The organism is uncultured Thalassospira sp., from assembly GCF_963976115.1.
GTDB lineage: Bacteria > Pseudomonadota > Alphaproteobacteria > Rhodospirillales > Thalassospiraceae > Thalassospira.
The window spans coordinates 1-8,767 of record NZ_CAXBJJ010000030.1 but is presented as its reverse complement, the minus strand read 5'-3'; the positions used below and the strand labels follow the sequence as shown (position 1 = coordinate 8,767).

Annotated in this window: 9 protein-coding genes; 2 read left to right on the top strand and 7 right to left on the bottom strand. The window is 52.9% G+C overall.

Features of this window, described 5'->3' with window-relative positions; translation table 11 throughout:
* Positions 1 to 241: 241 nt before the first annotated feature.
* On the top strand, positions 242 to 1,282 hold the full coding sequence (locus tag AAC086_RS22675) for a proline racemase family protein (RefSeq protein ID WP_339782299.1): 1,041 nt from the start codon (positions 242 to 244) through the stop codon (positions 1,280 to 1,282).
* 41 nt (positions 1,283 to 1,323) lie between these two features.
* On the opposite strand, the gene AAC086_RS22670 is transcribed toward AAC086_RS22675, so the two are convergent.
* From AAC086_RS22670 to AAC086_RS22655, 4 genes are all read right to left on the bottom strand, one after another.
* The gene (locus tag AAC086_RS22670; RefSeq protein WP_339782297.1) at positions 1,324 to 2,004 is read right to left on the bottom strand and encodes a GntR family transcriptional regulator; all 681 of its coding nucleotides are present in this window, start codon (positions 2,002 to 2,004) and stop codon (positions 1,324 to 1,326) included.
* Positions 2,005 to 2,113: 109 nt separating this feature from the next.
* Positions 2,114 to 3,115 carry a 4-hydroxyproline epimerase gene (locus AAC086_RS22665; RefSeq protein ID WP_339782295.1) on the bottom strand — a complete coding sequence of 334 codons (1,002 nt, stop codon included), beginning with the start codon at positions 3,113 to 3,115 and terminating at the stop codon, positions 2,114 to 2,116.
* 17 nt (positions 3,116 to 3,132) lie between these two features.
* The gene (locus AAC086_RS22660) at positions 3,133 to 4,380 is read right to left on the bottom strand and encodes an FAD-dependent oxidoreductase (protein ID WP_339782293.1); all 1,248 of its coding nucleotides are present in this window, start codon (positions 4,378 to 4,380) and stop codon (positions 3,133 to 3,135) included.
* A gap of 108 nt (positions 4,381 to 4,488) precedes the next feature.
* Positions 4,489 to 5,385 carry a dihydrodipicolinate synthase family protein gene (locus tag AAC086_RS22655; RefSeq protein WP_339782291.1) on the bottom strand — a complete coding sequence of 299 codons (897 nt, stop codon included), beginning with the start codon at positions 5,383 to 5,385 and terminating at the stop codon, positions 4,489 to 4,491.
* Positions 5,386 to 5,878: 493 nt separating this feature from the next.
* On the opposite strand from AAC086_RS22655, the gene AAC086_RS22650 reads away from it, so the two are divergent.
* The gene (locus AAC086_RS22650; protein WP_339782290.1) at positions 5,879 to 6,169 is read left to right on the top strand and encodes a hypothetical protein; all 291 of its coding nucleotides are present in this window, start codon (positions 5,879 to 5,881) and stop codon (positions 6,167 to 6,169) included.
* Between the two features lie 181 nt (positions 6,170 to 6,350).
* Here the strand turns inward: AAC086_RS22650 and AAC086_RS22645 are convergent, their stop codons facing one another.
* From AAC086_RS22645 to tnpB, 3 genes are all read right to left on the bottom strand, one after another.
* The gene (locus AAC086_RS22645) at positions 6,351 to 6,569 is read right to left on the bottom strand and encodes a hypothetical protein (RefSeq protein ID WP_339782288.1); all 219 of its coding nucleotides are present in this window, start codon (positions 6,567 to 6,569) and stop codon (positions 6,351 to 6,353) included.
* Positions 6,570 to 6,571: 2 nt separating this feature from the next.
* On the bottom strand, positions 6,572 to 8,137 hold the full coding sequence (locus AAC086_RS22640; RefSeq protein WP_339782302.1) for an IS66 family transposase: 1,566 nt from the start codon (positions 8,135 to 8,137) through the stop codon (positions 6,572 to 6,574).
* Positions 8,138 to 8,219: 82 nt separating this feature from the next.
* Positions 8,220 to 8,573 (bottom strand): IS66 family insertion sequence element accessory protein TnpB, encoded by a 354-nt coding sequence (gene tnpB / locus AAC086_RS22635; RefSeq protein WP_339782285.1) that lies wholly within the window; start codon positions 8,571 to 8,573, stop codon positions 8,220 to 8,222.
* Positions 8,574 to 8,767 lie beyond the last annotated feature (194 nt).

Sequence of the window (8,767 nt, the reverse complement as noted above, 5' to 3'; positions counted from 1 at the left end):
GGCGGGTTATAGGGGCCATTCCCTTACCTGTAAATACCTTTTTTAAACAAAAATGGCAAAAAGCGCAACGACGCAAAAATCTTGCGCTAAAAATCATATATGCGCCACATATGATCCCCTCAAGTGCCTGGAAAAGGAAATTTTGCCTGACGACTTTTCCGCCATAGATTACAGATTAACAACAGCTTTTCCACGACGCCCGTTCCGCACTGCGCTGTTTCGTGTATTGGAGACAATCCTGATGCCTGATTGCCCTGAAACTTTGGTTTTTCCCGGCCAGCGAAACCCGATTGATGTTATTGATATGCATACTGGTGGCGAGCCGTTGCGCATTGTTACCGGAGGATTTCCGCCCGTATTGGGCGAAAATATTCTGGCGAAGAGGCGTTATGTCCACGAACGCCTTGATCATTTACGCCAGTTTTTAATGTTCGAGCCGCGCGGACACGCCGATATGTATGGCGCCTTACTTGTGGAACCCAGCCTGCAAGATGCCGACTTTGCGGTTCTGTTCATCCATAATGAGGGATATTCCACCATGTGCGGCCATGCCATGATCGCCCTTGGCCGCTATGCTGTGGATTATAAACTGGTAAAGGCCGTAGAACCCGTCACCGTCGTCAACATTGAATGCCCCTGCGGCCTGGTCCGGACCGAGGTTAATGTGACAAACGGCCGCGCCGGTCGTGTCAGTTTTTCTTCCGTACCGTCGTTTTTATTTGGTCGGGATTACCACCTGAAGCTGGCAAACGGACAAACTTTCACCTGCGACATTGCCTATGGCGGCGCGTTTTACGCGCTAGCCGATGCCAACCAGTTTAATCTGTCGGTTCGACAATCAAACATCCGCGATATGGTTGATATTACCGAACAAATCTGTACCGCCGTAAACGAGGTTGTAACACTGTATCATCCCGACCATAGCGATCTCGCCTTTTTATATGGGGCTATTTTAACCGATGGAAACGACACCGACATTCACACAGCGACGCGCAATATATGTGTATTTGCCCAAAATCAGGTTGATCGCAGTCCGACCGGGTCGGGCGTAAGCGCCAGACTGGCAGCGCAATTTGCCAAAGGGCAAATCGCCCAACACCAACCGCGCCTGTTTGAAAGTGTTGTCGGATCGCGATTTACCGGAGAGGTAAAAGCCATTACCCGATGCGGCGCGTTTGATGCCATCATCGCCCGGGTCGGCGGCATTGCCCATTATAGCGGACAAAGCCGGTTTTGGCTGGATGAGGGCGATGTGATCGGGCAAGGGTTTCGGGTACGCTAAAATCGAAGATGCGTAATTATTCTGGCCTGACCCATGAGACTTCAGGCGTCATTACCCGCACGCGCAACACGCAGACATTCGATCAGGCTTTTGCAGGAATCAGAAATATGCCGGTCGAGCAACGACACCGCAAGAGCAACATTGCCAGAACGGCAAGCATCAAGAATGTCGTGATGCTCCCGTTCTGCCTGCTCTGTCGCGCCGGAAAGGGCGAGTTGAGCGCGAGTGAAACGCACGGTGTTATTGCCAATGGTTCGAACAATTTCGAGTGTTTTCGGGCGATTGGAGGCTTGATAGAGCCGTTCATGAAACTGACGATTCAAGTCCCCCCAGCGGGCAATATCACCGGCTCGCAAGGCGTCGTCATAAACATCGAGAATTTCGGTGGCAGCCCGAATATCGTCCGCACTAAGACGAGGCACGGAATGGCGCAACAATTCGCATTCAAGCAACCGGCGCACTTCAAACAATTCTTCAATTTCATCAAGCGACAATTGCGCGACGATGGCACCTTTGTGCGGTTGAAATGAGACCAGCCCTTCAGCATCCAGACGTTGCAGGGCCTCACGGACCGGAATACGCGAGACATTATATTCTGTTGCGATGGCATCCTGACGCAATTGGGTTCCCGCCAGAAAGTCACCAGACAAAATGCGTTCACGCAAGTCTTCGGTAACCTGATCGGTTATGGTCCGTCGGGTGAAGCGGGGAGATGCAACCATATTGTTATGTATCTATCTTATTGCTTTGACCAAATTGGAAGACTGCGCCGCAGTCTTCCAACGCAATAGTCATAACGACCCGGCTGGTATGTGGCAATAAAATTACCGGCTACTTGACGATGAAACCATGGGCGTAGGGATCGCGGTCATCAATGAAAATGGTGTTAAACCCGTGAATTCTTGCCCATCCGCCAATTGACGGGACAATCGCGGGGTAATCCCCCACCATTGTGTCCTCAACGACAAAGGCCTCGAACTGCGAACCGATGATGCTTTCATGGACAATTTTGCCACTGTCGGGCAAACGCCCCTGGGCGGCAAGCTGTGCCAGACGTGCCGATGTGCCAGTTCCGCAAGGCGATCGATCAATGCCCTTATCGCCATAAAACACGGCATTGCGATGCGTGCTGTCAGGTTGGGTTGGCACACCGGTCCACTGGATATGAGACAGCCCGTTAATTTCGGGATGCAGCGGATGAATGAATGTTTCGATATCATTGAGGCGGCGGCGCAGCTCAGGACTGATACGCTGAAAGTCCCCCACGGTGAAATCGGCCATATCGCGGAAGTTTTCCTGGGGTTCGACAATGGCATAGAAATTACCGCCATAAGCGACATCCACCCGGATCGGCCCCAGATCAGGACAATCGACCTCGATCCCTTCCTTGTACAGGAAAGACGGCACATTGGTAAGGCGGACATTTTCGACATATTCGCCAACCTGCTGATAATGCGCGATAACCAGGCCGGCAGGCGTATCAAGCCGCAAAACACCCGGGGTTTTCGGTTTTACCAAGCCCTGTTCAATCGCCATGGTTACCGTGCCAATGGTGCCGTGCCCACACATGGGCAGGCAACCTGATGTTTCAATAAACAAAATGGCGACATCGCAATCATCGCGGGTGGGTTCATACAGGATTGATCCTGACATGATGTCGTGCCCGCGAGGTTCGAACATCAGCCCGGTACGAATCCAGTCATATTCGGCGAGAAAATGGGCGCGTTTTTCCCGCATATTCGCCCCCGAAAGACGTGGCCCGCCGCCGGCAACAACCCGCACCGGATTGCCGCATGTGTGACCATCAATACAAAAGAAACTATGTTTTGCCATGTCTGGCGAACTCCGCCCTAAAAACGGTTGATGCGATAAGGGGTCATATCGATTGTTGCACGGTTACCGGCAACCAGATCGGCCAGCAGACGCCCGGTTGTTGCCCCCATGGTCAGCCCCAAATGGCCGTGACCGAAGGCGAAAAAGGCATTGTCGTGACGCGGACTTGCAGAAATAACCGGTTTGGAATCCGGCATCGAGGGCCGAAAACCCATCCATTGGGTGCCGCCTTCATCGCGCAGGCCCGGTAAAACCTGCTGGCCTTTGGCAAACAGGGCTTTGGCACGGTCGTAATTCGGAGCCGCATTGAGGCCAGCCAGTTCGACCGCCCCGCCCACACGAATGCCGATGTCCATCGGGGTAAGCACAATGCTGTCATCGGCACTGATCACCATGTGATTAAGGGTCACGCCATGATAGGGAACAGTTGTATTATAGCCCCGCTCGGTATCAAGTGGCACCTTGTTATCGAGACGCGCTGCCAGATGTTTTGACCACGCCCCGCAACAAATGACGACCTTGTCGAAAGGTATGTTTTCACCCGTGCGGTTAATGGCCGCATGTGGACGCCCATCGCGATAAACAAAGTCGGCAATTTCTGCTGTTTGAAACTTACCGCCACGATCCCGAAACAATTGATAAAGACCAGTTACAATTTTAAACGGATCAAGAACCCGGCCCCAGTTTTCCTCGAGCACGCCACACGAAAATATCGGCGCAAGGTCTGGCTCTATCTCGCGGATCTGTTCGCGCGAAACATCGGTAAGGGTGATGCCGTTACGCCTGCGCAAATCAATTGAATAATCTGCCGCCTGACGGCCCTGATTGCTGCGATAAACAGCCAATGCGCCATCGCGAAAAACGGCATCTTGCAATTTTGCATCGCGGACCAGGGGATCGTAATCATCCCACGCGCAATGAAGCAATGCGGCCAGCTCAGTTGCGATTTTTTCGACCCGGTGACGCTGGCCTGCGGCGATAAAACGCAACAACCACGGCAACAGATGCGGCAAATAGGATAAACGTAACGACAATGGCCCGTGAGGGTCCATCAACCAGCCCGGCACATGACGTAAGGTACCGGGCATGGAGATGGGCGCACATTCGGTTGCCGCAATAGCACCAGCATTGCCAAAGGACGCCCCCCGGCCCGGTTCGCCCTTATCGGCCAATGTAACGGCAAACCCCTGTTTTTGCAGGGCCAGGCCAACATTGACACCGACAATCCCGGCACCAATGACAAGAACGTGCTGCGGCTCAGACATGGCACATCATCCGTAAAACAAGCTGGTTGACGGGGCATTCAAAACCCTGCCGGGGCAAGATACCAATTATGTAAATACCGACAGGGTTTTCGTATTTGGTGCAGGCAATCACACTGACGGGCGCGTGTCGATGGCCTTTTGGATAATTTTGGTGATGGTTTCGCGTTCTTCACCGACCAGTGTCAGACGCGGGGCGCGCACATATTCTTTGCCAACGCCAGTCATGGCCTGCGCCAGTTTAATATACTGAACCAGCTTGGCGTGAACATCCATATGCAGCACCGGCGTAAACCAGCGATAAATGGCCAGAGCTTCGGTGTATTTACCTTCAGAGAGCAGTTTCCACAAACCAACCGATTCTTTCGGGAAAGCATCGGTGAAACCCGAAATCCAGCCAACAGCACCCAGAATCTGGGTTTCCATAACAAGGTCGTCCATGCCGCAGAACAAAACGAAACGGTCGCCACAGGCATTGTAAATGTCGGTAATGCGGCGCGGATCGCCTGAGCTTTCCTTAATCGCAACCAGATTTTTGACATCGGAAAGCTGATTGAACTCTTCGGGTTTGATGTCAACGCGATAAGCGCCCGGATTATTATAGATCATGATCGGCAAAGACGTTTTGGCAGCGACCGCGCGGAAATGTTCAAGATTTTCGCGGGTGTCGGCGGTGTAGATCATGCCAGGCAATAACATCAGGCCATTTGCACCCAGTTCTTCGCATTTCTGAGCATATTTGATAGCGGCTGCGGTTGTAGTTTCGGCAACACCGGACAGCACAGGAATGCGGCCTTTGGTCCGCTCGACAGCCAGTTTAAGAACAGCGACTTTTTCGTCCATATCAAGGGCGGTATTTTCACCGACCGACCCCAGCATGACCAGCCCGTCAACACCGGCATCGATCAGCGCATCAATCTGGGTTGCGGTCATATCATAATCGATAGAACCATCTTCAAACATCTGGGTCGCAACTGCGGGGAATACGCCTGTCCAGTTTACCTGCATGATCAGAAATCCTTATGTTGGTGCGAGGTCACAGCAAACTGTGAGCCCGCAATTCATTGCCTGACATCACACATCTCACATTTGGATATTGTATACAATGTTAAAGCGCATATTTTGGAATTTTATACCGCGAAGGCTCGTTGAGTATCAGCAGTCCAAATCAAGTAATTTATGATTCAAACTTTCTTTTGAGGAGGTTTTCATGGACGTCGATAGCAATGTCATTACTGATCGCATGTGGATTTTGACGGAGCTTGAGTGCCTTGGCAAACCCACCGCCCCTTGCCGAACCACTTCGGTAAGTAGAAAACCGTGTTCAAACGCTTTCGTGATTGGGTCAAGCGTGATATATTTTACAGCATGTTCAATGCCTTGAGCGAGGGCCGGACTTGAAAAACCCCATAATTGACGGGACCGTCGCCAAAGTCTACCGCCACGGACAGGGAGCAAAAGAGGGACTCAAAGCCAAGCCATAAGCAAGACGAAGGGAGGATTGACCACCAAGACACTGGCCCTGACCGATGCTTTGAGCAATCTGGTGCGTTTCGAACTCTTGCCTGACAACCGCCATGATACTGTGAGCGTCGCGCCTCTGATTGAGGGCGTCGATTTTGGTGGATTGCTGGCAGACAAGGCCTTCGACAATAATTGGGCCATCGACGATCTCAATGAGCGTGGAGCACTCATCTGCATCTCGCAGCGACCACAGCGAAAGTACCCACTTGGCATCGGTCTCGAACTGTACAAGGCACGTCATCTGATCGAGAACTTTTCTACAAAATAAAGAACTTCAAACATATAGCCATGTCAATCGACAAGACCAACCGCAACTTCCGTTGATTTACGTAATAATCAATGCAGGGTGAATCTCAACAAGCCCTAAATTAGCTCAAGCAATTCAGGCCGACCGACAGTAAGCGGTGCGAGCGGCCCACCTATTTTTCTGTTGCGTTTTCAGGCCGCAATTATGTTTCGCTGTCGTGCCTATGGATTTCGATGAGTTCTTTGAGGTTTTCAATGCCACGGGCTGTGAAGGCTGGCGTATATTCCTCGTTGCAGCCATGCACATGTATGAAGCCGTCTTCGGGCTCCATTTCGAGACTGATTTCATCAATCCTGTCCGGGTGCTCGCCCAGGAGCTCGGCGACATAGGCAAGTGTAAACACGGAAGATATTGCGGCCATAACTAAGTGACCTTCCCCAGAGGTTCTGCTGATGGCATCATGTTCCATGGCAGGAGTTCATCAATGCGGCTTTGCGGATGGCCTTTGGCAATGGCCTCAAGGGTTGCTTTGAGATAGGCATAGGGCTCGACATTGTTAAGCTTGGCCGTGGCGATCAGGGACGCAATAATTCCCCAGGCTTTGCCTCCTTCATCATGACCGGCGAACAAGGCATTCTTCCTATTCAGGGCCAGGGGGCGGATCAGGTTTTCCACCGGGTTGGAATCGATCTCCACATGGCCATCCGTCAGGAAGGTTTGCAAGCCTGCCCAATGGCGAGCAATATAGCCCAGCTTCTCGCCCAGGCGCGATTTTGCCGAGATACGTCTCTGTGACATCTTCAACCAGACACCAAAGTCAGCCACCAGAGGGGCTGTTCGGGCCTGACGAGCCGTCAGGCGATGCTCGGCAGCAAGTCCCCGGATTTCCGCTTCAATGGCATAAAACAGTGCAATACGCCGCAGGCCCTCGGCAGCAATTTCCGATCCGTCGCGCTCGAAGATTTCCCGCAATTTCCTCCGGCAATGCGCCCAGCAATAGGCAAAGCGGACAGGCTTGCCGCCCTTGCGCTCTGGTTTTGCCAGACGGTTATAGCCCGCATATCCATCAATCTGCAAAATACCGTTGAAGCCTTCGAGGAAGGTCTCACCATATTCACCACTGCGCCCCGGGGCATAGCGATAAACCACACCAGGCGGATCGGCACCGCCCCAGCTCCGATCATCCCGGGCCAAAGCCCACAGATAACCGGTTTTCGTCCGACCGCGCCCTGGATCAAGCATGGGTGCTGTCGTTTCATCCATGAATAATTTCGAAGATGTTTTCAGATGTTCCGCCAGCCGCTCAACCACCGGTGCCAGGTGGAAGGCCGCCTTGCCAACCCAGCCTGCAAGCGTCGAACGATCAATATCGATCCCTGATCGCGCCAGGATCTGCGACAAGCGATACAAAGGGCAGTGATCAGCATATTTACCGACCAGCACATGGGCAATTGCGCCTTCCGTTGGCAATCCGCCGACGATCAGATGGGGCGAAGCCGGGGCCTGGCGGACGCCATCGGTGCAGGACCGGCAGCCATATTTCGGGCGGATTGTGACAATCACACGCAGCTGTGCCGGGATAATATCAAGCCGTTCACTGCGGTCCTCACCGATTTTATGCATCCGGCCACAGCCACAAGGGCACTCCAGGCTTTCAGGCTCAATCACCTGTTCGATCCGGGGCAGACCTTCGGGCAGATTGCCGATATTGCGCCTGGCCGGTGACCTCCTGGCTTCACCCGCACCTGTCCGGGCCGCACGGTCCTTTCCTTCTTCCTCGCTATCGGCAAGGCGGATCTCAAGATCCTCGAAGGACAATTGCCGTTCGTCCGGCGTCAGTTTCTCGGACCTCTTGCCGTGCAAAAGATTGCGTAATTCCCGGACAAGAACTTCCTGGCGACGGCCAAATTCCTCAAGCGCCATGACATGCGCGCGCAAGGCTTCAAAGGCAGCGTGCTGCTCGGGTGACAGGCTGGCTGGAATGGCGATTTGAGGCAGATTAAGCATCCCGTTTTATAGCACAATATCAGTCGTTTCGCACCATAAAACAGCTTAAAAATCATCCGTTTCTTCAGTCTGCCAACAGCGGAGGATGAATGACCGGTGCTTGCACGCGTCGCCAGTCCAGGCCAGAAAACAGCGCCTCAAACTGCGCAGAGTTCAGCGATATGACACCATTGCGGATTGTCGGCCAGGTGAAGCTGTGCTCTTCCAGGCGCTTGTAAGTCATCACCAATCCTGAGCCATCCCAGTATAGCAATTTAAGTCGATCTCCCCGTTTGGAGCGAAAGACATAAACCGTTCCCGTAAACGGCTTCTTGCCCAACTCATTCTGAACCAGGGCTGCAAGCCCATCATGGCCTTTACGGAAATCAACGGGTTTGGTCGCCACCAAAATCCGCAGCTTGTGCGACGGGATAATCATCGCCGGGCATCTGCCAGGGCCGATACAATCTCTGCAATCCGACAAGATTTTGTTGCGAAGGGAATGCGCAATGTTACCGGCCCACAAACAACCTCAAGAAAACCGTCTTCGCCGGAATGTCGGGGATTTGTTTCCAGCTCTAGCAGCCTGTCGGATTTGATCAATCAGGGGATTCCAGTTAGTCCCGAGTTTTG